Genomic DNA, 23,029 nt, shown 5'->3' with positions numbered 1-23,029 from the left:
TGCACCCATCCTACGGCTCTGGTGCCCCTATCAAGATCTGGAACGCGTGGATAAGCCTGCGGCGTTATCCACCCTACGCCTGGGCCGGTTGTAGGGTGGATGGCCACCCCATGGAAAACCGCGAAGCGTTTTCCACGCGGTCACGTCAGCCCGCCGGGCGCGTCACTTCCAGCACCACTGCAGCGATGCGGTCGCACTCGGTGTAGGCACCGTCGAGCAGCTCTTCGCCGAAGACGTCGGGGTCGACTTCCCGGTATCGCCATTCCAGCCCGCGGCCTTCGAGGCGTTGTTCGATTTCGCGACGGAACGGGTCCTCGTTGCCCTGCATCGCGACACCTGTATACAGCAGCAGGGTGCCGCACGGCGCCAGACGCTGCAGGGCGCTGTCGAAGATCGCCAACGACAACCCGGCCCCCAGCGGCCCGCCGCCGTGGCGATAGGCGCGCTCGTCCGGGTCGACCAGATACGGCGGATTGGCCAGGATGAGGTCGAACTCGCCGTCGACATCATTGAGCAGGTCGCTGTGTCGCGCGATGAGGTTGTCGGCCCCGGCCAGCGCCGCGTTGATGCGGGTCATGCGCAGCGCCGACGGGTTGATGTCGACCGCCAGCACCTCGGCCTGGGGCCGCGCCAGTGCCGTCAGGATGGCGCCAGCGCCCGAGCCGCAGCCGATGTCCACGGCGCGTCCGATATGCCCTTTGTGGTTGTCCAGGTGGGCCTGGATCGCATGGGCGAACCGGTAGGTGTCGGGGCCGAAAAACACCGCGTCGGCCGCGTCGGTGGGGTAGGCCGAGTGCACGAACAACTGCCCGTCGAGGCTCGACAGCCGCACCCGGCTGCGCCAGCGCGTGTCACAGGGCGCAAGCACACCGGCCTGATCCATCAGGCTGAATATCGAGGAGGGCAGCAGCTCGTGCTGGAACGGCCGACTCCAGCCGAACACGCCGGCCAGGTCCTTCGCCAATTGGTTCTCCACCCGCGCGTTGACCCGCTCGTGGGTCAGTGGCGTGGGGGTGATGAAATGGTAGCCGCGCTCGCGCAGCGCCTGCGCCAGCTGTAGCAGGGCGCGGTCCTGGGCTGTTTCGGTGGTCATGTGCTTCGCTTCCCTGGCGAGGTTTCGCCTTCAGTTGAAAAGTCCGGTAAAGCGCCGGGTGGCCAACAGGCCTGCGGCGCTGTGGTGGCGGCTCGGGGCCAGCAACGGCAGGAGATGGCGCATGCGGGCCTCGCGCGTCGGCAGTTGCGCCAGTTGTGCCTCCAGCAGTTGGGTTTCCTGGTCGAAATCGCTCACGGTGTGCGCCTGATCAGGCACCGGGGCGGGCCGCTCGCTCTCCGCGCTCGGCCGCTGGGCCAGCGTAGGACGGGGCCGGCCGCGGGCTGGCGCCTGTTCCGCCAGCCAGTCACCGGCGATCCAGTCATGAATCAGCTGCTGCTCGTGGGCGCTGAAGACGCCGAACATGGGCGCCTGTTCACCGGTGATCAGCTGCCAGAAGCGGCTGTGCTGCGGATCTTCGTGGCGCTTGATCCAACCGCGCCGCTGCAAGGTCTCGACGAATTGGGCAATCCGCTCGGGTTCGGCCAGCCACTGATTCACCGTGTAACCGTCGAAGCGGCAATAATCCGAATGCACGAACTGGCCGACCCCGGCCTTCTTTTCCAGCACGCGCAGCACTTCCTGCTCCGGGTCGAACCCACCGATCACCGAGAGCGTGCTGGCACCCAGGTCATTGAGGCGATAGCCATTCATGACGCGGCGATAGAACTCGTCGCTGTCACCCACCTGCGGCCAGGCAGCGAGCAGGCCCTGAATGGCCTTCTTCGCATGGCCGTTGTCGGCATTGTCGACCGTCACGTGGAGGGTGAAGTAATAGGGGTCGATTCCCAGCTCGGTGAGTTCGTAGGCGCTGATCAGCAGGTGCAGCGGCAACTGCTCATAGCCCAGGTTGAAGCCGATGACCTCCGGCAGGAACTGCTCGGCGTGCTCGGCCAGGGCCAGCTGGATCGCGCCCTGGACGAAGTTGTCGTCGTCCAGGCTTTGCCAGTCGTCGCATCCCTGGCTGGCGAGCAGCTTGCGGTACAGCACCACATGATTCTTCTCCGGCAGCCCTTCGCCGAGCTCTTCCAGGTAGGTCTGGATCAGCGCGGTAAAACGCGCATCATCCCAGTGATGCAACAGGCCATAGAGCCAGGCGCCGTCGACCAGCTTGGTCGGCGCCACGCCGCGCAGAAAATGCAACGCATGTGCCTTGCTGGTGAAATAGCGGCGCGGGGCGCCGGCACGGCGAGCCTCGAGGTAGCCCTGGTACTCACCGCCGACTTTGGCGACATGTGCGTCCAGCCATGCGTCGAGGCCGGCAGGCGTCTGCGGCAAGTCGCAGGGCAAGCGGGCGGCGACCTCCAGCTGAGCGTTGAGGTAGTCGACCGCTTGGGCTCGCACCTCCTCGCTGTCAGGCGTGTCGAGCAGGGCGAAGTAGAGCGACTTGGCGGACTCGACCGTTTCGATGCTAACGGGAATCGCGGTTACGGGCAGGCTTCGGGTCAATTGCATACAGTCACACGGCGGCAGTGAGGGTGGTCCCCTGATGCTTTTTGGGCCACGGCGGACAGTTTTTGTTCAGCGTTCCCGCCGAATGGCCGGCCATCGCTGCGGCCTGATCGGCGTGCAACTTCTGCCAATGTCGGCCTTCCTACCTGGACGGGCCCATGTCGCCCATTCCGCAATCAGACGCAGGAGATGCCCATGAATCCATCCGAACGCGGCAAGGAAAACCTCGAATCCATCGAAGACCGTAAAGGCAGGCGTGGCGAGCCGGCGAGCGGCAGCGCCACCGAGCGCATGCGCAACGGAGAGGTCGCCGGCGGCGATCGCGATGACGTCCCGGGTGGCGCCTATAACGTGCCCAAGGACATGGCTGAAGAGGTCAGCGACGACCCGGCCCGTGCGCCGCGCAAGCCACGTTAGTCGTTTGGCCCTCGGCGTGTGCCAGCCGCGGTACGGCCGGCGCACCACCGCATCGGAAAAAACCCAACGGCCGGCTTAATGTTCGGCCAGTTGCGGTCGCCTGCTGCCTCTAAGCAACCATTGGTCGGCGCTGACCCCGTTTCGCGCCGAACCCTAGCGGTCGAACGAGACAGCCGAGCTTTCCATGCGCCAACACTCCCGCCTCAGCTTTCGCCACCTCAGTCGCATCCTGGTGACCAATCACCTCAGCGGTGAGCCGATGGGCTACCTCGCCGACCTGTCGATGGGCGGCCTGCGCCTGGTGGCCAAACAGCCGCTGGGCGTGAGCGGTTGCTACGAGATGATCCTGCATGTGCCCGACGAGGGTGAGAAGCTGCGTGAGGTACACGTGGTGGTGATCTGCCAATGGGTGCGCAAGGATTCGCGCCGCGATGCCTTCGAGATGGGCTTCTCGCTCGACCGGCCGAGCCCGGCATTCATCGAACTGGTCGGCCGGTTGCTGCCCAAGCGCCGCTGAGCCTAGCGATTGACCACCTTGGCCGGCAGCGCCACCACCAGCAGCGAGCCCAGCACCAGGCAGGCGGCGAAGAACAACAGGGCGCCGCCGCTGCGGCCGGTGATGTCCAGTACCAGCCCGATCAGCGTGTTGCTCACCAGGCCGGCGATGTTCGCCAAGGAGCAGGCCAGGGCGAAGCCGGTGGCCGCCGCGGTGCCGGTGAGGAAGGTTGCCGGCAGGCTGAAGAACACCGGAACCGCACCGATGATCGCGGCCTGGGCAACGGAGAACAGCAGTACTGTCGCCATCAGGTTATCGGTGAAGAGGGTACTGGCCGCCATGGCGGCGGCGCCGATCCAGAACGGCAGGATGATATGCCAGCGGCGCTCGCGGAACCGATCCGAGCTGGCACCGAGCGCCAGCATGCCGAACACCGCGGCGATGCTCGGCAGTGCAGTCAGCAGACCGATATCGGACGCATCGGCGACGCCGGCCTGGCGAATGAAGGTCGGCATCCAGAACCCCATGGCGTAGGCGCTGAGCAGGATCGCGAAATCGATGCCGCCGAGCATCCACACCTTCAGATTGAAGAAGCCCTGGCGAAAACTCTCGCCGCTGGCCGGGCTCTGCGCCTCGTCCAGCGTCAGGTCGCGCAGCACATGGCCTTGCTCGCGCAGGTCCAGCCATTCGGCGTCCTGCGGGCCTTCGGGCAGCAGCCGCAAGGCCAGCAACCCGAGCAGTACGCTGGGCACGCCCTCGAGCAGGAACAGCCATTGCCAGCCGCGCAGCCCCTGGACCTGATCGAAGGCTTCGAGGATCCATCCCGACAGCGGCGCGCCGATCACGCTGGACAGCGGCAGGCCGATCATGAACAGGGCGATCATCCGCCCGCGCCGGTGGGTCGGGAACCAGAGTGTCAGGTAATACAGGACGCCCGGCAGGAAACCGGCCTCGGCGATGCCCAGCAGCAGGCGCAGCAGGTAGAACTGGGTCGGCGTGGTGACCAGCAGGGTACAGGCTGAAAGCACGCCCCAACTGACCATGATCCGCGCGATCCAGACCCGCGCCCCGACGCGTTTGAGGATCAGGTTGCTCGGCACCTCGAAGAGGATGTAACCGACGAAGAACAGGCCAGCACCGAGGCCGAACGCCGCATCGCTGAGGTGCAACTGGTCGGCCATCTGCAGCTTGGCGAAGCCGACGTTGATGCGGTCCAGATAGGCCGCCAGGTAGCAACAGCAGAGAAACGGGATCAGGCGCCAGGCGACCTTGCGGTACAGGCGCCGTCCTTCGGCGTCCTGGCTCGGCTGGGCGGCGGGGCCATGGGGCATCGGCGGGTCCTCGCATTACGGATGGACATGAATAGGGGTTCGACCCGGTGGGTGCAAGGTTTCGTTCCCGTGAATCCGGACGCCTCGACCGGGTGTGCGGTGGCAGGCAGGGCGCGGTCGGGCGCGAACTCTGGCGGGAGGCTTGTGTCGCAACCCTTTGTGGCGACCTCCGGTGCCGAGTCGGCATCTCTTGGTCGGCACGCCATCACCCCAGAGGAGACGAACATGACTTCACAGTGGATCGACATTCCCGCTCAAGACGGCAAGACCTACAAAGGGTACCTGGCGTTGCCACCGACCGGCCATGGCCCCGGCATCGTGCTGATTCAGGAAATCTTCGGGGTGAACGCGCACATCCAGTCGGTCGCCGACCAGTACGCTTCCGATGGCTATGTCGTCCTGGCGCCGGATCTGTTCTGGCGCAGCGAGCCGGGCGTGCAGCTCGGTTATGACGGGGACGACTGGGAGCGGGCCTTTGCCCTGATGAAGGCGCTGGACTTCGAGCTTGCCATTGACGATCTGCGCCGCAGCGCCGAGCTGCTGCGTGGGCGCGACTACTGCAGTGGACGCGTGGCCTCGGTGGGCTACTGCATGGGCGGTGTGCTGTCTTATCTGCTGGCCGCCAACGCCGGCGTCGATGCGGCGGTCTGTTACTACCCCGGCAGCATCGAGAAGCGTCTGGATCAGGCGGAGAAGATCAAATGCCCGACGCTGTTCCACTTCGCCGAAGAAGACGACCACATCGACAGCGACGCGGTTGCCGCCGTGCAGGAAAAGATGGCCCAGGTCGGCCAAGCCCAGATCGAGACCTACCCGGGCGTTGACCATGGCTTCAACTGCTGGGCGCGGCCGGCCTACAACCAGAACGCCGCGGCGCTGGCCCATGGCCGCAGTCTGGTGTTCCTGGCGGAGAATCTGTAGCGGGGTTCTGCCTTGGTCAGCTTGAGCAGAGTGGTTCGCACGCCGTGGCTGTGCGGTCGTCCAAAGCAAGGGTGACGCGTTACCGGCCGCCTTCGGCGCGAGGGCGCGCCTCCCACAAAGCGCCTGTGGCGCCCGGGGCCGCTGGGCAGGAGTTCTCCTACTAGTGTCGCAGGCAGGCACCGGACGGTGGGTCTGGCTGTGGTTGTGGGAGCCCCGACCTCGGGACGAAGCTTCTGTCGCGTTACAGGCCGCATTCGGCGCGAGGGCGCGCCTCCCACAAAGCGCCTGTGGCGCCCGGGGCGGCTGGGCAGGAAGCCTCTACTAGTGTCGCAGGCAGGCGCCGGACGGTGGGGCTGGCTGCAGTTGTGGGAGCCCCAACCTTGGGGCGAAGCTTCTGTCGCGTTACAGGCCCATTCGGCGCGAGGGCGCGCCTCCCACAAAGCGCCTATGGCGCCCGGGGCGGCTGGGCAGGAAGCCTTCTACTAGTGTCGCAGGCAGGCGCCGGACGGTGGGTCCGGCTGTAGTTGTGGGAGCCCCGACCTCGGGGCGAAGCTTCTGTCTTTTGCGCGCCCTCGCAGCGCCATGGCTAGCCGAGCGTCCCGAGTATGTTCACCCCGACCCGATCCGGAATCTCGTTCTGCGACAGCACGTGCAAGCCGGGGCTGAACACTCGGGCGTAGCGTGCCAGTAACGGGCGCAGCTGTGGCATCACGGTCAGGATTGGCGGGTGGCCGTCCTTGCGCAGCTTTTCCTTCACTACCGGCATGCTGTTCTGCAGTTGGTTGAGCAGGCTCGGCTCCACCGGGATGTTGTCCAGGCTCACCTGGCCGGCTTGCTGCGCAATTGCCAGGGCATTGAGCAGGGTGTTTTCCAGTGCGTTTTCCAGCACGAAGACCGCCAGTTCGCGGCGATCACCGGCGATTGTCGAGACGATGCTGCGACGCAGGGCATAGCGTACATCAGCCGCCAGCAGCACCGGGTCCTTGGTGGTTTCGCTGCATTCGAGCAGGGTACTGCCGATGGTTTCGATGTCGCGCAGCGGCACCTCTTCCAGCAGCAGCTGACGGTACACGCGCATCTGCTGGGTGTAGCTCAGGGCATTCTTCAGGCTTTCGGCCAGCTTCGGTGCCTGCAGGGTCAGGCGCTGCATCAGGTGCTCGACGTCGTCGTGTTTGAACAGGTCCGGCAGATGCTCGCGCACCACCTTGTTCAGGTGCGTGGCGACCACGCTGGCGCAGTCGATGACCTGGTAGCCAAGGTTCAGCGCGCGCGACTTGTCCGACGGCTGGATCCACACCACCTGCATGCGGTACGCCGGGTCAGTGCCGAGGATGCCGTCGATCTCGCCATAGAGCTCCGGCGAAGGGATCGCCATCAGGCGGTCGGCGTGCAGCTCGGCACCGTCGATCTTCTCGCCATTGATGTAGATGTCGTATTGCGAGGCCTTGAGCCGCAAGCTGTCGCGGATCTGCACTTCCGGCAGCAGAAAGCCCAGATGCTCGGACAGCGTCTGGCGAACGCCTCGCACCCGCGCCGGCAGTGGCGCGCCAGAGGCTTCATTGACCAGCCCGACGAGCTTGTAGCCCAGCGAAATCGACAAACGCTCCACCAGCGGGATGTCGTCCCAGGCCAGCGTCTGTGCCTTTTCCTTGTCCATTGCCTGGCCGATGGCCTGGATGTCCTTCAGATCAGCACCGGCAGCTGGCGGCTCGTGCAGCGACACACGCCAGCCGATGAAACCGATCAGCGCGGCAAAGCCGATGAACGCCAGGTGCGGCATGCCCGGCACCAAGCCGAGCACGAAGAGGATGCCGGCCACGGTGTACAGCGAGGCCGGGTTGGCCAGCAGCTGGCGCTGAACCTGGCTGGTGATGTCGCTGGATTCGTTGATCCGGGTGACGATGATTGCTGCCGCGGTGGACAGCAGCAGCGCTGGAATCTGCGCCACCAGGCCGTCACCGATGGTCAGCAGGGCGTACTGCTTGAAGGCTTCGCCGGCGCCCAGGCCATGGACGAACACACCGATGGCGAAGCCGCCGAAGAGGTTGATCAGCAGGATCAGGATGCCGGCGATGGCATCGCCGCGAACGAACTTCGAGGCACCGTCCATGGCGCCGTAGAAATCGGCTTCCTTGGCCACTTCCTGGCGGCGCGCCTTGGCTTCTTCCTGGGTCACGAGGCCGGCGTTGAGGTCGGCGTCGATGGCCATCTGCTTGCCCGGCAGGGCGTCCAGGGTAAAGCGCGCGGTCACTTCCGAGATCCGCTCGCCGCCCTTGGTGATGACGATGAAGTTGATGATCATCAGGATGATGAACACCACCAGGCCGACGATGAAGTTGCCGCCGATGACCACCTCACCGAAGGCTTCAATGACCTTACCCGCCGCGCCGGTGCCGGTATGACCCTCAAGCAGCACCACCCGCGTGGACGCGACGTTGAGCGTCAGGCGCATCAGCGTGGTGATCAGGATCACCGTGGGGAACAGCGAGAAATCCAGCGGACTTTTCGATGACACGCTGACCAGCAGCACCAGGATCGACATGGCGATGTTGAAGGTGAACAGCACGTCCAGCAGCTGCGGCGGCAGCGGCAGGATGATCATCGCCAGAATCGACAGGATGATCAGCGGGATTCCAATCCGACCGCTGCTGAAGGTCGGGGTCAGTTTCTGAATCAGGCTCATGATCGCGCTCGGTTGAACAGTTCTTCGGGAATATGGATGTCGCTGGCCAGCCTGGGCTTGGCCCGACGGCCTTGTTTCCAGGCTTTGAGCTGGAGGATGTACGTCAGTACGTGGGCGACCGCGGTATAGAGCGGCGCCGGAATCTGCTGGTTGACCTGGGTGCTGAAGTAGATCGCCCGCGCCAGCGGCGGCAGCTCGACCACTTCCAGGTTGTTGGCCTGGGCCAGCTTGCGGATGTACAGCGCGGTTTCATCGACGCCACGCGCGATGACGAAGGGGGTTTCGGCCTTCTTCGGGTCGTACTTGAGCGCCACGGCGTAGTGCGTCGGGTTGACGATCACCACGTCGGCGTCCTTGATCACCCGGCTGATCTGCCGCTGGGCCAGCTGGCGCTGCAGCTGCTTGATCCGCGCCTTCACTTCGGGGCGGCCTTCCTGGCTCTTGTGCTCTTCCTTGCGCTCCTGCTTGGTCATGCGCATTTTTTTCAGGAAGAAGAAGCGCTGCAGCGGGATATCGATCAGCGAGAACAGCAGAAACACCAGCAGCAGCGCGATGGCCAGATCGAAGGTCAGCGAAAAGGCACTGCCGATGGCGTTGCTGATGTCGCTGCGTTGCAGGGCGATCAGCTTGGGCGCGGCGTAATAAAGCTGGCCGACGGCGACGCCGAGCAGGGTGGTGATCTTCAGCAATGACTTGAGCAGCTCGGTCCAGTTCTGCGCGCCAAGCATCCGCCCCAGGCCGGTAATCGGGTTGAGCTTGCTGAATTTAGGGGCGAAGTTCTTCGAAGCGAACACCCAGCCGCCCGGGACCAGGGCGAAGGCGATCACCAGGATGGGCGTCACCAGCAACGGCAGCAGCACACTGATGAACACCAGCAGGTTGTGGGTGAGGATCAGCTGCAGGTCGTCGAGCGTCATCTCGCTGTGATGAAAGTTGATGTACGAGTAGGTGAACGCCTGCTGCAGGCCATCGAAAAAGAAACCGAAGCTGAACTTCAGCACCAGCAGCGTCGCCAGCAGCGAGACGGTGGTGGCGACGTCCTTGGAGCGGGTGACCTGGCCATCGTCGCGACTCTTCTTGAGTTTCTGCTCGGAGGCCTCTTCTGTTTTGTCCTGGGTACTGTTCTCAGACATTGCGGCCACTCCGCAAGATCTCGCCGATGTTGCCCAGCAGCTCGCGGGTCAGGTGCAGGTAGGCTTCCGACAGGTTCGGCAGGGTCAGGTAGATCAGCGTCAGGCCGGCGATGATGGCCATGGGGAAGCCCAGCGAAAACAGGTTCATCGCCGGCGAGATGCGGTTGAGCAAGCCGAAGCAGAACTGCACCAGCGTCATGCAGAACACGATGGGCAGGGCGATCAGCAAGGCCGCGGAAATCACCCAGCTCAGCGACAGCGCGATGGTCTGCAGGCCGTCGAAGTGAATGCCGCTGCCAATCGGCCAGAAGATGAAGCTCTGGTAGATGATGGTGACGATCACCAGATGGCCGTCCGTGGCGAAGAACAGCAGCGCCAGCAGGATGAAGTACAGCTGGTAGACGATCGAGGCCGAGGACACGCCGTTCATGGGGTCGTTGAAGACCGCCATGGACAGGCCGAGCTGGGTGGAGACGATGTCACCGATCAGGGTGAACACCGTGAACACCAGCATCAGCGCCACGCCCAGCAGCAGGCCCATGGCGATCTGCTCCAGCGCCGTGAGGATGCCCTTCATCGACAGCGGGTCTATGGGCGCAGTGGCTGGCAAGGCGGCGGTGAGCACGACCGTCAGGGCCATGGCCAGCAACACCCGCACACGGATGCTCAGCGACTTGTGGCTGAACATCGGCGCCAGGCTGAACACGGCCATGATCCGGCAGAACGGCCACCAGTACCCCAGCAGCGACTGCAGGTACTGACCGGCCTGCATGATGGGTTCGTTGCCCACGGCTAACCGACCAGCCGCCCGGCTTGGGTGAAGGTTTCGATGAACAGATCGCTGAAGGTACGCAGGATCCAGTGCCCGGCGAACACCAGCATGCCGAGGGTGATCAGCAGACGCGGGAGGAAGCTCAGCATCTGTTCGTTGATCTGGGTGGCTGCCTGGAAGATGCTGACCAGCAGGCCGCCGAGCAGGCTCGGCACCACCAGCACGCAGACCACCAGCACGATGACGTGGATGGCGTTGGAGACGATGTTGACGGCGGTGTCGGGGGTTAGCATGGGAGCGTTTTCGCTTTTTGTGGGAGCGGTCTTGACCGCGAAGCTGTTGGGCTCTGGATCCGGGCGATTACAGCCGCTGGCCGGGTTGGCTGAGGCAGTGGTTTCGCCCTGCTGGGCGAGTCACTTTTTCTTGTGTGGCCAAGAAAAAGTAACCAAAAAGAAGGCCACCCCTGCATCCGGGTTTTGCTTCGCAAAACTCCCCTCCCTCCGGTGCTGCTCCGGGGGTCGTCGCGAAGGGACATCCATGTCCCATCACTCCTCGCTCGGCATCCATGCCTCGCGTCCCCCTGCGCAGCACCTACGCTCGGCCTCCTGAAGGGGACTCGAGTCCGAGTCGTCTGAAAGGCCGTAAACAGCGAAACAAAAGCGCTTCGCTTGTTTGCTGGCGAGCAAGCTGCCAGCCACCGCCCAGAACGTAGGATGGGCGAAGCCCATCGCCCATGGTTGATGGGTTGCACCCATCCTACGAGCTGCTGCGCTCGGCCTTGTGAAAGGGACAACTCGGCGGTATTTGATGGGCCGTGCAGCGAAGCGGTTGTGCGAGTTTCGGGCGATCGTAGGGTGGGTAACGCGAAGCTTGCCCACCGAGTTTCTTGCACAAGGTTCGAGACCAATCGCTGCGTCGATTGCGGTGGAAAATGCTTCGCAGTTTTCCACCCTACGAATCCCCTACAGCTACTGGTCAATTCACCTTGGTTCGAAACGGCTCTCTGCTTTTCCATCGCACGACCTACCAGACGACGCCGAACGCCCCTTTCAGGAGGCCGAATGGAATCCGCGCGGAGGGGAGCGAGCGGCATGGATGCCGCGAGAGGCGTAAAGGGCCATGGATGGCCCTTGTACGCCGGCCCCCGGAGCGTGGATGGAATGAGGGAAGTCGAGCGCAGCGAGACCCGGATGCAGGGGCAAGCGTTTTTGGTTACTTTTTCGGCGTTTGGAAAAAGTGACTCGCCCAGCAGGGCGAAACCAATGCTTCGGACTGCCAGGGCAATAGGCCTAGGCCACCGAGCCCACAAAGCTTCGCGAGCAAGGACTAAGCGTCCCCCTGCGCTCCTACAATAGGGTCCGATGAGTGGGTTCAAGCCCGCGCGAACAGCTTTCATCACCGCCCCCTAAAACGGCTGAATACTGGTGGTCAGGGTCCCCATCAACAACGCCCACCCATCCACCAACACAAACACCATCAGCTTGAACGGCAGCGAAATCATCATCGGCGAGAGCATCATCATGCCCATCGCCATCAGCACGCTGGCGACCACCAGGTCGATTACCAGAAACGGCACGAAGATCATGAAACCCAATTGAAACGCGGTCTTCAGCTCGCTCAGCACGAACGCCGGCAGCAACAGGGAGAAGTCCAGGTCGTCGAGGTTCTCGGGCACTTCTTCGCCGGCCAGCGACACCATGGTCTCCAGCGAGGTCTTGTTGGTCTGCGCCAGCATGAACCCCGACAAGCTGGTTTTGGACACTTCGAGCGCCTGCTCCAGGCTGATCTCGTCGTTCTGGAACGGCTCGAACGCAGCGCTGTGGATTTCCTGCCAGACCGGGCGCATCACCAGCAAGGTGACGATCAGCGCGATACCGATCAGCACCTGGTTCGGCGGGCTCTGTTGCAGTCCGATGGCCTGGCGAAGAATGGCCAGCACGATGATGAAGCGGGTGAAGCAGGTCATCATCATCAGCATGGCCGGCAGGAAACCCAGCAGCGTCATGATGATCAGGATCTGCAGCTTGACGCTGAATTCCTGGCCGTTCTCGGTATCGTTCAGGTTGAACAGGGTGATCTCGCCGCCGGCGGCCTGCGCCACCAGCGGGAACAGGCTGGCCAGCAGCAGGCACAGCAGCAACAGCCCGCGACGCCGTTTCATTGGGTCAGCGCATCCAGGCTGGTGCCGGACAGTTCGACGATGCGCAGCCCATAGCTGCCATTCATCACCACCACTTCGGCCTTGGCGAACAGGGTGCCGTTGACCTTCACGTCCAGCGGCTCGCCGGCGACCTTGTCGAGCACGATGACGCTGCTGGTGTCGCATTCCATCAGTTCTTTCAGCGAGATCTCGGCCGAGGCCACTTCCAGCGTGACGTTGACCGGGATCTTGCCGAAGAAGCTCAGGTCCTGGCGCGGTGCCTGAGGTTTCGTGGCAGCGGCGGGGCCGGCGTCGTCGGCACCGTCGAGGCTCAGGTCGCCCTCGTTGATGAGGTTCTCGAATTCGTTGTCGGACAGTTGAGCGGTCATTGGGCTTTCACGCTTTCAAGTGAAGTGAGGAACAGGGCGCCGTCTTCCTCGAAGACGGTCCCCCGGAAAAGCTTCTGCTGGTTGATGCGCACCTCGTAGCGGTCCAGCGGGCGCACCATGAGGATGTCGTTGAGTTGCAAGGCAAGCACTTGCGACAGGGGCATCTGCACCGAGGCGACCACGCAGTCGAGGCGTACCGGCAGATGCTGGATATGGTCGATCGGGTTGCCGCTCAGGCGCTCGGGCGGTGCGCCGGCCAGACGCATGGTGAGTTCATCGACCAGTTCGGCATCCAGATAAATGAAGATCGACGAGCGGCTGTGTGTCAGGTGGCTGATATATTCGAACTCGGCCACATACTCCCAGACGGTTTCTTCATAATCATTTTCATAGGGCTCGAGTTCACCGAACGTCTCGCCGGACAAAATGGAACGGGCAAAGATATAACTCAGGTCCAGACCCAGGCGATTGCGCATCCGCGTTTCGGATGAACTCAACGGCGGAGTGTCCTGATTGGGCACGATAGTGCCGCCGTAATAGCACTCGAGTGCTTCGGTCAGCAGGGCGCGATCAATCGAAAAACCAACTTTCCCCATGGGCGAGCGGAAGATGCACTCGGGTGTGCGTTCATTGGCTTCCTGTACGTCCACTTTGCTCAGCTCAAGGCTGATCCGGTAATTACGCAGGAAGTAGTCACCGATCAAACGCGGGTTTTTGTTGGTCGTTTCCTTGATGAACTGCGGGATCTTGTGGTGATGCCGGCCAAGCTTCTGCGGTTTCAATACAGTCAGGCTTTGGGCGGGCACGCCATGGTGGACTTTTGAATTGCCAGACATGTTGTGAACGGGTGTTCCTGGTTCTTGCGCAGCGGGCGATGCCGATCGCGCGGGTATTAAGCAGAAGAAGGTTTGGCCAGGGTGGGATTGCGTTGCCTGAGATCACGGGCACAGCTCTAGCGTGCCGCCAGTCTAGGCTTGGGCGCGAGGGAGGATTAAATCAATAGGTATCAATTGATCTTTTTTGAGATCAGCGATGAGCAATTGATTTAATTTTAGCGGAACTGATTGGGCGGTTCCGGGCGGGCTTGTTAGCGTGCGCGCAATTGTTTCGGAGCGGTCGGCTGCAGATACCTGTCTTGTTCAGCGAGTTGGACAGACAGGGCGACGAAAGTTCCAGAAGACTTAAATAAATTTTCAGCGAATCCGGCGTTGTGTTCGTGCAACAGGCGTAACGGCGCCAAGGTGGTCACATTGAACAGTCTCAGTCAGGCAATGAACTACTCACGCGATGAGCTATTCGCTCCAGCGCCGGCGCGCAAGAAAGTCATTATTGTCGGTCAATCAACTGAAGTGGGTTGTGAGTTTCTTGAGGCGGGCCTGCGCAAAGAAGGTTGTGCGGTCTTTTCATATGCTGAGCTGAGCGAGCTGGATAACACCGCACTGAAAGGTGCGTCGCTGGTTTTTATCGTCACCAGCGCAGTGCAACAGTCGGCCTTATATACGCAGGTCGATGCACTGATTCGCCGCGGACGTTCCATCAGCGTTATTCCTGTCGTGCAATACGCCGATCAGGAAAAGGCCGCCGCCTTGCTTGAACTCGGGTGTGTCGATTACTTGTTGTCTCCGTTCAGCGAGAGCCAATTAAGTGCGTTGTTGCGCCGTCAGGAATTCGCCGATGCCGCGCAAGAAAGTTTCGTTTCCTGCTCCCAGGCGGGCCGCCGTCTGCTGGCGATGGCGCAGCGTGTATCGCTGACCCGGGCGCCGATCCTGATCACCGGCGAAACCGGTACCGGCAAGGAGCTGATGGCGCGTTACATCCATCGCTTCTCGGCCAGTGCCGAGGCGCCCTTTGTCGCGGTGAACTGCGCAGCGATCCCGGAACAAATGCTCGAGTCGATTCTGTTCGGTCATGAGAAGGGCGCCTTCACCGGCGCGGTGGCGGCGCAGCCGGGCAAGTTCGAACTGGCCAACGGCGGCACCCTGCTACTTGATGAAATCGGCGAGTTGCCGCTGGGCCTGCAGGCCAAACTGTTGCGCGTGCTGCAGGAGCAGCGCGTGGAGCGCCTCGGCGGGCGCAAGGAAATCGAGCTCAACGTGCGCATCATCGCGGCCACCAACCGTGACCTGCAGGTGGAAGTCGCCGAAGGGCGTTTCCGCGCCGACCTGATGTTCCGCCTCGACGTGCTGCCGCTGCACATCAGCCCGCTGCGTGAGCGCAAGGAAGACGTGCTGCCGCTGGCTCGTCGCTTCGTGGCCAAGTACGCACCGCAGGAAGCGGACGAAGAACTGTTCACCAGCGATGCCTGCCGCGCCCTGCTGCAGCACGACTGGCCGGGCAACGCCCGCGAACTGGAAAACACCGTGCAGCGCGCCCTGGTGTTGCGCAATGGCCTGTTCATCCAGCCGCAGGACCTCGGGCTGGCCGCACCGCCGCAAGCCGAAGTGCGCAGCGAGCGACTGCCGCTGCCGACCGCCGAAACCGGCAAGGCCGCGTTGCGCGCCAGTGGCAAATGGGCCGAGTACCAGCATGTGATCGACACCATCCGCAAGTTCGACGGGCACAAGACCAAGGCTGCTGCCAGCCTGGGAATGACCTCGCGAGCCCTGCGCTATCGCCTCAATGCCATGCGCGAGCAGGGCATCGAGCTGAATTTCTGATTCAGACACTTTTATTACCGAACAGGGGAGAGCCAGCGATGAGTTCAATCACGCAGGTGCAGCAGGATTTGCTGGGCCGCATGCAGCAGCTGCAGGGCGTCGCCAGTGGCACCGTCATCAAGCCGGCCGAGCAGGCGGCGCCGGATGCCGGTGGCCTGTTCATGGCGGCGATGCGCTCGGTCGATGCCCAGCAGCACCAGGCGGGCGCCGCCATGGCGGCGGTGGACAGCGGCAAGAGCGACGACCTGGTGGGCGCGATGATCGACAGCCAGAAGGCCAGCGTGTCGTTTTCCGCGTTGCTGCAGGTGCGCAACAAACTGACCACGGCGTTCGATGACGTCATGAGAATGCCGCTTTGATCCGGCGTGAGAGCTAAGACGTGCTGCAGAAAATCAAAAGCAAGCTGCCCGCCGGTGGCCTCCAGCTCGACCCGCGGGTGACCTTGGCCGGCATGGCGGTGATCGCCGCCGGCCTGGCCGTCGCCGTGGCCTTCTACCTGTGGCGCGACAATGGCTCCTTCCGCCCGCTGCACGGGGCCGGTGAAGATTTCCCCGCCGCCGAGGTCATGCAGGTGCTCGACGGCGAAGCCGTGCAGTACCGCATCCATCCGCAGAGCGGGCAGGTGCTGGTCCGCGAGGATCAGCTGTCACGGGCGCGCATGCTGCTCGCCGCCAAGGGCGTGAAGGTTTCGCTGCCGGCCGGCTATGAGCTGTTCGACAAGGAAGAGCCGCTGGGCACCAGCCAGTTCGTCCAGGACGTGCGCCTCAAACGCAGCCTGGAAGGCGAATTGGCGCGCACGGTGATGGCGCTCAAAGGCATCCAGCATGCCCGCGTGCACCTGGCGCAGGAGGAAAACAGCTCGTTCGTCGTGAGCAAGCGCGCGCCGACCAAGGCCTCGGTGATGCTGCAGCTCGAGCCTGGCTACAAGATGACACCCGACCAGGTGGGCGCCATCGTCAACCTGGTGGCCGGCAGCGTGCCCAATCTCAAGCCCGAGGACGTCGGCGTCGTCGATCAGTATGGCGCCCTGCTGTCGCGCGGGCTGAACGTCGGCAACGGCCCGGCGCAGAACTGGGGCGCGGTCGAGGACTACCAGCAGAAAGCCGTGGCCAACATCGAGCAGGTGCTGGCGCCGGTGCTGGGTAACGGCAACTACCGCATCAGCGTGGCCGCCGATATCGACTTCAGCCAGAAGGAAGAAACGCTGCAGTCCTACGGCGAGACGCCGCGCCTGCGCCGCGAGGTGCTGAGTAACGAAAGCGCGCTGGATCAGCTGGCACTGGGCGTTCCCGGCTCGCTGGCGAACCGCCCGGTGGCACCGCCCAAGGAAGGCGAGGAACCCGCCCCGCCGAAGAACGAGACCAAGGCCGCCACCTCGCTGCGCGAGGAAGCCACCCGCCAGCTCGATTACGACCAGAGCGTGATCCATGTGAAGCACGCCGGCTTCGCCTTGCGCCAGCAGAGCGTGGCGGTGGTGCTCAACGCGGCGGCCGCACCGGAAGGGGGTTGGAGCGACGAGGCGCGCGCCGAACTGGAAGCCATGGTGCGCAGCGCAGTGGGCTTCAAGCAGGAGCGCGGCGACCTGCTCACCCTCAGCGTGCTGCCATTCGCCGCGGTTGAAAGCGTGGCCGAAGCGCTGCCCTGGTGGGAGAACACCCAGGTTCATGCGCTGGCCAAGCTTGGCGTCGCCGGGCTGATCGCCCTGCTGCTGTTGCTGATCGTGGTACGCCCGGCGGTACGCAGCCTGACCCGGCGCACCGATGAGCCCGTGCCGGAAGCGCTCGAAGGCACGCTCGCCGCAGCGCCGGCACAGGCGGCGATCGAGGCCGAGACCCGCGCTGCGCTGGCCAGCCCGCGTCCGGCTGCCGCCGACGGGGCGAACATCTTCGGCGAACTCAACCCGCTCTCGGAAATCCGCCTGCCGGCGCCGGGATCGGGGCTGGAACTGCAGATCGAGCATCTTCAGATGCTCGCCAAGAACGACCCGGAACGCGTTTCGGAAGTCCTCAAGCATTGGATAGGCCGCAATGAAAGAGACCTCAACCCAGCCAGCTGAGTCGGGAACCGGCTCGAGCAAGGAAATCAAGGCGCGCCCGGTGCACTTGCGCTCGGTGAGCTCGCTGGACCAGGCGGCCATCCTCATGCTGAGCATGGGCGATGAGATCTCCGCCGGCATCCTGCGCAACTTCACCCGTGAAGAAATCATCAGCATCAGCCAGGCGATGGCACGGCTGTCCAACGTCAAGCAGCCGATGGTGTCCGACGTGATCAGCCGCTTCTTCGACGACTACAAGGAGCAGAGCAGCATCAAGGGCGCGTCGCGGACCTACCTGGCCGGCATGCTCGGCAAGGCGCTGGGCGGCGACATCACCCGTTCGCTGCTCGATTCCATCTATGGCGAGGAGATCCGCGCCAAGATGGCAAAGATGGAGTGGCTCGATCCCAAGCAGTTCGCCGCGCTGATCGCCAAGGAGCATGCGCAGATGCAGGCGGTGTTCCTCGCCTTCCTGCCGCCGGGCATGGCCACCGATGTGCTCGAGTGCATGCCGGCCGAGCGCCAGGACGAACTGCTGTACCGCATCGCCAACCTCAACGAGGTCAACAGCGACGTGATCGCCGAGCTGGAACAGCTGATCGATCGCAGCCTGCAGGTGCTCAGCACGCAGGGCTCGCAGGTCCGTGGTGTGAAGCAGGCAGCCGATATCATGAACCGCTTCAAGGGCAACCGTGACCAGATGTTCGAGCTGCTGCGCGCGCACAACGAGGACCTGGTCGAGAAGATCGAGGATGAAATGTATGACTTCTTCATCCTCTCGCGGCAAAACCCGGATGTGCTGCAGACCCTGCTGGAAGTGATCCCGCTGGACGAATGGGTCGTCGCGCTGAAGGGCGCCGAGCCCGCGCTGGTCAAGGCCATCCAGGCGGCACTGCCCAAGCGTCAGGCGCAGCAGATGGAGTCGATCAACCGCCGTCAGGGGCCGGTGCCACTGTCGCGGGTCGAGCAGGTGCGCAAGGACATCATGGCGGTGGTTCGCGAGATGTCCGCCGATGGCGACCTGCAGATCCAGCTGTTCCGCGAACAGACCGTCGAGTAAGCGCCGATGAGCATCAAGATCATCAAGGGCGAAGGCCGTTCGTGGCGCCCGTACCGTTTCCCGCCACGAGTGCGCAGCGCCGCCGAGTTGGCCGACAGCATGGCTGGCGACCCCGCAGCGCTGCAGCGTGCCGTGGCCGATGGTTTTCAGGAAGGTATCGACAAGGGGTACGAGCAAGGCCTCGAGCAGGGCCGTGAAGCCGGGCATCGCGAAGGTTTCGAGCGTGGTCTGGAAGAGGGCAAGGCCATCGGTCGCGAGGAGGGTCGCGCCCTGGGCCGGCAGGCCTTCGACCAGGCGGCACGCCCGCTGGACCAGCTGGTCGAGCAGGTCGAGCGCTTCCGCCGGGACTTCGAACAGGCCCGCCGTGAGCAGTTGCTCGAGCTGGTGCAGAAGGTCTCCAAGCAGGTGATCCGCTGCGAGCTGACCCTGCATCCGACCCAGCTGCTGACGTTGGCCGAGGAGGCGCTGGCGGCCATGCCGGGCGATCAGGAGGAGGTTCGTATTCTGCTCAATCCGGAAGAGTGCACGCGGATCAAGGAGCTGGCGCCCGAGCGCGCGGCGGCCTGGCGCCTGGTCCCGGACGAGAAGCTGGCGCTCGGCGAATGCCGGGTGGTGACGGCCCAGGCCGAAGCCGATATCGGCTGCCAGCAGCGCCTGGATTCGTGCATGGACACCCTGGCCGAACATATCCGGGCAGAGGCCTGACATGTCCCTGCGCGAGAGCTTCCGGCTCGACGAGGCGTTGCGCTCGCTGGATACGGTGCAGCTGGCAAAGGTCAGCGGCCGGCTGGTGCGCGTCTCCGGCATGCTGCTGGAAAGCCTCGGCTGCCAACGCATGACCGGCCAGCGCTGCTTTGTCGAGCAGGGCGACGGCAGCATGCTCGAAGCGCAGGTGGTGGGCTTCAACCGTGACATCACCTATTTGATGCCCTTCAAGAAGCCGGTGGGGCTGACGGCCGGCTCGCGGGTGTTTCCGGCACCGGATGACGCCAAGCTGCACATCGACGAATCCTGGCTGGGCCGTGTGGTCAACGGCCTTGGCGAGCCGCTGGACGAAATGGGCAAGCTCAGCGGGCGCGATCCGCTGCCGGCCGAGCTGCCTTCGGTCAATCCGCTCAAGCGCAAGCCGGTCAGCGAACCGCTGGATGTCGGCGTACGCGCGATCAACGCCACCCTGACGCTGGGCAAGGGGCAGCGCGTCGGCCTGTTCGCCGGGTCCGGCGTCGGCAAGAGCGTGCTGCTGGGGATGATCACTCGGCAGACCAAGGCCGACGTGGTGGTGGTCGGGCTGATCGGCGAGCGCGGACGCGAGGTGCAGGAGTTCCTGCTGCACTCGCTGGGCGAAGAGGGCCTGAAGAAGGCCGTGGTGGTGGTGGCGCCGGCCAACGAATCACCGCTGATGCGCCTCAAGGCCACCGAGCTGTGCCACAGCATCGCCGCTTATTTCCGCGACCAGGGCAACGATGTGCTGTTGCTGGTCGATTCGCTGACCCGCTACGCCATGGCCCAGCGCGAAATCGCCCTGGCCCTGGGCGAGCCGCCCGCCACCAAGGGCTATCCGCCGTCGGTGTTCGGCATGTTGCCGGAGTTGGTGGAAAGCGCCGGCAACGGTGCCAACGACATCGGCAGCCTGAGCGCCCTGTACACCGTGCTGGCCGAGGGGGATGACCAGCAGGACCCGATCGTCGATTGCGCCCGGGCGATTCTAGACGGCCATATCGTCCTGTCGCGGCGCCTGGCCGATGCCGGGCATTACCCGGCCATCGACGTCTGCGCGTCGGTCAGCCGTTGCATGAGCCAGGTCGGCCAGCCACCGCACCTGGGCGCGGCGCGCCAGCTCAAGGAGTTCTACAGCACCTACGAGAAGATCAAGGAACTGATCCCGCTGGGCGGGTACACCCCGGGCGCGGACATCAAGACCGACCGCGCCGTGCAGCTGGCACCGACCATCGAGCGCTTTCTGCGCCAGGAGGTGGGTGAGGCGGCGGAGCTGGAAACCAGTCTCAACCTTTTGCAGAGCATCATCAGGAAGCCATGAAACAGCAGATCGAAACGCTTTCGCGCCTGGCCAGCCTGCGCGGCAACCGGGTCAAGCAGATGCTCGGGCAGGTTCAGTACCAGCAGAACCTCTGCCAGCGCTACCGCAACAACATTACCGGCCTCAGCCGCCTGTGCGGCTTCAGCGTGCCGATGAGCACGCCGCTGCAGCGCGACAACCAGCAGCGCTACAAGGCCACGCTGTACAAGATGGTCGAGCTGCAGCGCCGTGAGCTGGCCGTCGCCGAACAGGCGCTGGTACGTATCCAGCAGGAGCTGCTGCAGGCCATGCGCAGCGAGAAGGTGGTCGAACACGTGATCGAGGCGAAGATGCAGCAATGGCAGCAACTGCTGACGGCGCAGGAACAGAAGATCCAGGACGGCCTGGCCGCACAGAGCTGGTGGCGGAATCAGACGGCGTGAGGGGTTGTGTCGGGTGTTCGCTTGGCTCCGCCCCCTCACCCCAGCCCTCTCCCCAGAGGGGCGAGGGGGCCTGTCCGGCGTGACGGCGGAGTGAGAGCCGGCTGCCGAGGCCCGGCGAAGGTCGGGCAAAAGCAGCCGAAATCGCCTTGAAAGCGGCGACGTTGAAAAAAGACACCACAGACGCCCCGCCAATACCCCAACCCCGCACGGCCGGCGCCCTCACCCCGCTTGCGGGGAGAGGGCCGGGGTGAGGGGCGTGCTTGAAAGCGGCGACGTTGGAAAAAGAGCACCACAGACGCCCCGCCAATACCCCAAACCCGCGCGGCCAGCCCCCTCGCCCCGCTTGCGGGGAGAGGGTTGGGGTGAGGTGGCGAGCTTGAAACCGGCGACGATGAAAAAAAACACCACAGACGCCCCGCCAATACCCCAACCCCGCACGGCCGGCCCCCTCGCCCCGCTTGCGGGGAGAGGGCCGGGGTGAGGGGCGTGCTTGAAGGCTGCGATGTTGGAAAAAGACGCCACAGACGCCCCGCCAATACCCCAACCCCGCACGGCCAGCTCCCTCGCCCCGCTTGCGGGGAGAGGGTTGGGGTGAGGGGCGTGCTTGAAAGCGGCGACGATGAAGAAGACACCACGGACGCCCCGCCGATGCCCCCAACCCGCACGGTCAGCTCCCTCGCCCCGCTTGCGGGGAGAGGGCCGGGATGAGGGGTGAGCTTGAAGGCGGCGACGTTGGAAAAAGAGCACCACAGGCGCCCCACCCATGCCCCAAACCCGCACGGCCAGCCCCCTCGCCCCGCTTGCGGGGAGAGGGTTGGGGTGAGGGGGCGGACTTGAGCGTGCCACCGCAGGACCGGCCAAATACGGCCCGCCTGTCAGCTCCGGCAAAAAAATATTTAAGGTTTGCGCCTGAGCGGTCGCTTGTTTGGCAGTAACCACCGAGTTGGAACGAAATCATGGAAATCAGCCGGCAATTCAAGCCCGCCATCGCAATGCCCACCGAGACCGCCACGGCGCGGCCGGCCAGCGCGCGTCCTACCGCCCAGCCTGCTGCCCGCCCGGCCGCCAGCCTGCCGCTGGAGCAGATGCACGATGCGTTGCGTGCCATGCCCGAGATCGATCTGGATCGCGTGGCGGCCATCAAGCAAGCGCTGCAGCGCGGCGAGATCTCCACCGACGTCGGCGAGCTGGCCAGCAGCATGCTCAGCTTCCACCGCGGGAACGATGCGTGAGCCAGCGCGACAGGCTGCTGGCCGTCGTCGATGACGATCTCCAGCAGGACTGCGGGGATTACCTTGCGCTGCGCGAGCTGATGCAGGAACTGTACGGCCGTCTGCTCGAGCGCGATGTCGCGGAAATCGACCGGATCAATCTGCAGATCACCGTTCGCGTCGAAGCCATTGCCGCCCGCGCCCAGCGTCGCAGCAAGGTGTTGGCGGCGTTCCGCCTGGAAACCTCAGGCGTGGGCATGCGCCGTTTGCTGGCCAGCTGCACGGGTGAGCGCGGCGAGTCCTTGCAGCAGCACTGGCGCCAGCTCGGTGACCTTGCCGTGCAATGCCAGCAGTTCAACGAGCACAACGGCAAGCTGCTCGCCATGCACCACGACATCCTGCAGCAGCTGCTCGCCGGCGGGCAGGACGCTCGGCTCTACTCGCCGCAGGCCTACTGAGGCCAGGCGCTACCCCCTACGCGTCCCGCGAGCCCAGGCTGCCGCGGTGTCGCCACCGTCTTTCCCCGCCTCGACTTCGCACACCGCCCGGCAGTGGTGACTCACGCCGTTGTCTGGCGTAGCGCGCCGCCGGCGCGTATTGCCCCGGGCCTCGCGTGCCTGGCAATGACCGCACGCGCCTGGCAAGCATTAATCCTTTGAGCTGCCCGCTTTAACTCACCCGCCGCTGATGTCGCCTTTACAGACAGATGTTCCGCCATCGCTCGAGGCGGAAACGGCGCTTCCCCGTTTCCTCGTCGTGTCGCGTTGCGGAAGCCTTTTTTC

Annotated in this window: 22 protein-coding genes; 12 read left to right on the top strand and 10 right to left on the bottom strand. The window is 64.2% G+C overall.

All coding sequences use genetic code 11. From position 1 onward, the window contains the following. Positions 1-145 precede the first annotated feature (145 nt). Positions 146-1,093: a methyltransferase gene (locus KVO92_RS10055; protein ID WP_217475523.1), complete on the bottom strand. Its 948-nt coding sequence runs from the start codon at positions 1,091-1,093 to the stop codon at positions 146-148. 30 nt (positions 1,094-1,123) lie between these two features. Next, a complete protein-coding gene (locus KVO92_RS10050; protein WP_217475522.1) occupies positions 1,124-2,545 on the bottom strand; it encodes an iron-containing redox enzyme family protein in 1,422 nt (473 codons plus the stop codon). A gap of 192 nt (positions 2,546-2,737) precedes the next feature. On the opposite strand from KVO92_RS10050, the gene KVO92_RS10045 reads away from it, so the two are divergent. Next, positions 2,738-2,959 carry a hypothetical protein gene (locus tag KVO92_RS10045; protein WP_217475521.1) on the top strand — a complete coding sequence of 74 codons (222 nt, stop codon included), beginning with the start codon at positions 2,738-2,740 and terminating at the stop codon, positions 2,957-2,959. A 184-nt stretch (positions 2,960-3,143) separates the two neighbouring features. Then, on the top strand, positions 3,144-3,476 hold the full coding sequence (locus KVO92_RS10040) for a PilZ domain-containing protein (protein WP_217475520.1): 333 nt from the start codon (positions 3,144-3,146) through the stop codon (positions 3,474-3,476). A gap of 2 nt (positions 3,477-3,478) precedes the next feature. Here the strand turns inward: KVO92_RS10040 and KVO92_RS10035 are convergent, their stop codons facing one another. Beyond that, positions 3,479-4,786, bottom strand: coding sequence for an MFS transporter (locus KVO92_RS10035; RefSeq protein ID WP_217475519.1), 1,308 nt, complete (start codon positions 4,784-4,786; stop codon positions 3,479-3,481). Positions 4,787-5,011: 225 nt separating this feature from the next. Between KVO92_RS10035 and KVO92_RS10030 the strand changes: the two genes are divergently transcribed. After that, positions 5,012-5,707 (top strand): dienelactone hydrolase family protein, encoded by a 696-nt coding sequence (locus KVO92_RS10030; RefSeq protein WP_217475518.1) that lies wholly within the window; start codon positions 5,012-5,014, stop codon positions 5,705-5,707. Between the two features lie 586 nt (positions 5,708-6,293). Here KVO92_RS10030 and KVO92_RS10025 read toward each other — a convergent pair. From KVO92_RS10025 to KVO92_RS09995, 7 genes are all read right to left on the bottom strand, one after another. Continuing rightward, complete coding sequence (locus tag KVO92_RS10025; protein WP_217475517.1) at positions 6,294-8,390, bottom strand: flagellar biosynthesis protein FlhA; 2,097 nt, start codon at positions 8,388-8,390, stop codon at positions 6,294-6,296. Then, the gene (gene flhB, locus KVO92_RS10020; RefSeq protein WP_217475516.1) at positions 8,387-9,523 is read right to left on the bottom strand and encodes a flagellar biosynthesis protein FlhB; all 1,137 of its coding nucleotides are present in this window, start codon (positions 9,521-9,523) and stop codon (positions 8,387-8,389) included. The genes KVO92_RS10025 and flhB overlap by 4 nt, the downstream gene beginning before the upstream one ends. Then, positions 9,516-10,295, bottom strand: a complete 780-nt coding sequence (gene fliR / locus KVO92_RS10015) for a flagellar biosynthetic protein FliR (protein WP_217475515.1) — start codon at positions 10,293-10,295, stop codon at positions 9,516-9,518. The genes flhB and fliR overlap by 8 nt, the downstream gene beginning before the upstream one ends. A 20-nt stretch (positions 10,296-10,315) precedes the next feature. Continuing rightward, entirely contained in the window at positions 10,316-10,588 is a 273-nt protein-coding gene (locus KVO92_RS10010; protein WP_021209062.1) for a flagellar biosynthetic protein FliQ, read from the bottom strand. Between the two features lie 1,112 nt (positions 10,589-11,700). After that, positions 11,701-12,456 carry a flagellar type III secretion system pore protein FliP gene (fliP, locus tag KVO92_RS10005; RefSeq protein ID WP_217475514.1) on the bottom strand — a complete coding sequence of 252 codons (756 nt, stop codon included), beginning with the start codon at positions 12,454-12,456 and terminating at the stop codon, positions 11,701-11,703. After that, positions 12,453-12,824, bottom strand: a complete 372-nt coding sequence (gene fliN, locus KVO92_RS10000; protein ID WP_217475513.1) for a flagellar motor switch protein FliN — start codon at positions 12,822-12,824, stop codon at positions 12,453-12,455. The genes fliP and fliN overlap by 4 nt, the downstream gene beginning before the upstream one ends. Further along, positions 12,821-13,660 carry a FliM/FliN family flagellar motor C-terminal domain-containing protein gene (locus KVO92_RS09995; protein WP_217475512.1) on the bottom strand — a complete coding sequence of 280 codons (840 nt, stop codon included), beginning with the start codon at positions 13,658-13,660 and terminating at the stop codon, positions 12,821-12,823. The genes fliN and KVO92_RS09995 overlap by 4 nt, the downstream gene beginning before the upstream one ends. A 435-nt stretch (positions 13,661-14,095) precedes the next feature. Between KVO92_RS09995 and KVO92_RS09990 the strand changes: the two genes are divergently transcribed. The 9 genes from KVO92_RS09990 (at position 14,096) to flgN (ending at position 22,705) form a co-directional block, all read left to right on the top strand. Further along, a complete protein-coding gene (locus KVO92_RS09990; RefSeq protein WP_217477217.1) occupies positions 14,096-15,481 on the top strand; it encodes a sigma-54-dependent transcriptional regulator in 1,386 nt (461 codons plus the stop codon). 38 nt (positions 15,482-15,519) lie between these two features. Further along, a complete protein-coding gene (locus KVO92_RS09985; RefSeq protein WP_217475511.1) occupies positions 15,520-15,840 on the top strand; it encodes a flagellar hook-basal body complex protein FliE in 321 nt (106 codons plus the stop codon). Positions 15,841-15,860: 20 nt separating this feature from the next. After that, the gene (gene fliF / locus KVO92_RS09980; protein WP_217475510.1) at positions 15,861-17,537 is read left to right on the top strand and encodes a flagellar basal-body MS-ring/collar protein FliF; all 1,677 of its coding nucleotides are present in this window, start codon (positions 15,861-15,863) and stop codon (positions 17,535-17,537) included. Next, positions 17,509-18,576 (top strand): FliG C-terminal domain-containing protein, encoded by a 1,068-nt coding sequence (locus tag KVO92_RS09975; RefSeq protein WP_217475509.1) that lies wholly within the window; start codon positions 17,509-17,511, stop codon positions 18,574-18,576. The genes fliF and KVO92_RS09975 overlap by 29 nt, the downstream gene beginning before the upstream one ends. A 6-nt stretch (positions 18,577-18,582) precedes the next feature. After that, on the top strand, positions 18,583-19,281 hold the full coding sequence (fliH, locus tag KVO92_RS09970; protein ID WP_217475508.1) for a flagellar assembly protein FliH: 699 nt from the start codon (positions 18,583-18,585) through the stop codon (positions 19,279-19,281). Position 19,282: 1 nt separating this feature from the next. Next, positions 19,283-20,614 (top strand): flagellar protein export ATPase FliI, encoded by a 1,332-nt coding sequence (gene fliI, locus KVO92_RS09965; RefSeq protein ID WP_217475507.1) that lies wholly within the window; start codon positions 19,283-19,285, stop codon positions 20,612-20,614. Beyond that, positions 20,611-21,036, top strand: a complete 426-nt coding sequence (locus KVO92_RS09960; protein WP_217475506.1) for a flagellar FliJ family protein — start codon at positions 20,611-20,613, stop codon at positions 21,034-21,036. Before fliI ends, KVO92_RS09960 begins: the two co-directional genes overlap by 4 nt. Positions 21,037-21,992: 956 nt before the next feature. Beyond that, positions 21,993-22,268: a flagellar biosynthesis anti-sigma factor FlgM gene (flgM, locus tag KVO92_RS09955; protein ID WP_217475505.1), complete on the top strand. Its 276-nt coding sequence runs from the start codon at positions 21,993-21,995 to the stop codon at positions 22,266-22,268. Further along, the gene (gene flgN, locus KVO92_RS09950; RefSeq protein WP_217475504.1) at positions 22,265-22,705 is read left to right on the top strand and encodes a flagellar export chaperone FlgN; all 441 of its coding nucleotides are present in this window, start codon (positions 22,265-22,267) and stop codon (positions 22,703-22,705) included. Before flgM ends, flgN begins: the two co-directional genes overlap by 4 nt. The last annotated feature ends 324 nt before the right edge of the window (positions 22,706-23,029 follow it).

Origin of the sequence: Stutzerimonas stutzeri (assembly GCF_019090095.1) — a bacterium.
Classification (GTDB): Bacteria; Pseudomonadota; Gammaproteobacteria; order Pseudomonadales; family Pseudomonadaceae; genus Stutzerimonas; species Stutzerimonas stutzeri_AN.
Note: the sequence above shows the minus strand (reverse complement) of the source record. Positions and strands in the feature narration are given on the sequence as shown.